This window comes from Type-D symbiont of Plautia stali, from assembly GCF_001485335.1.
Lineage (GTDB): Bacteria > Pseudomonadota > Gammaproteobacteria > Enterobacterales > Enterobacteriaceae > Pantoea > Pantoea vagans_C.
In genome coordinates, this window is record NZ_BBOC01000215.1 from 1 (window position 1) to 364 (window position 364).

At 54.4% G+C, this 364-nt stretch carries 1 protein-coding gene; it reads right to left on the reverse strand.

Annotated elements, in window-relative coordinates:
• Positions 1-26 precede the first annotated feature (26 nt).
• On the reverse strand, positions 27-364 hold a 338-nt coding region (locus PSSD_RS28330; protein WP_235589313.1), incomplete at its 5' end, for a hypothetical protein.

Below are 364 nucleotides of genomic sequence, written 5' to 3' on the forward strand. Positions count from 1 at the left end.
TAAAGGTCAGCCCGATCGCAAAGGAATCACGCATCCATGCAGATCGGCCGCCGCATCCCTGCGGCGGACGCTTTGCTCTTCGGGCTGACCTTCACGGGGCATTTAGCATGATCGCTGCTGTTGTCCGTGATGGCATCAATATTTTCTTTCAGCGTAGCTACCGTCATGAACGTCCAGCCATAGGGGCGCAATTTATTGCGCAAGTTAAGAGTCAGAGAAATGCCATAGCATTCCCCTGCCCGCCAGGTAAACTGGCTGCAACTCCCTGAACAGCCAGGCAAATTAATGAACTTCTTAACCCGCATCGCAGGTTTGCTCGCGTTAGTGACGCTGCTCAGCGCCTGCCAGCACGCAACTTCTCCTG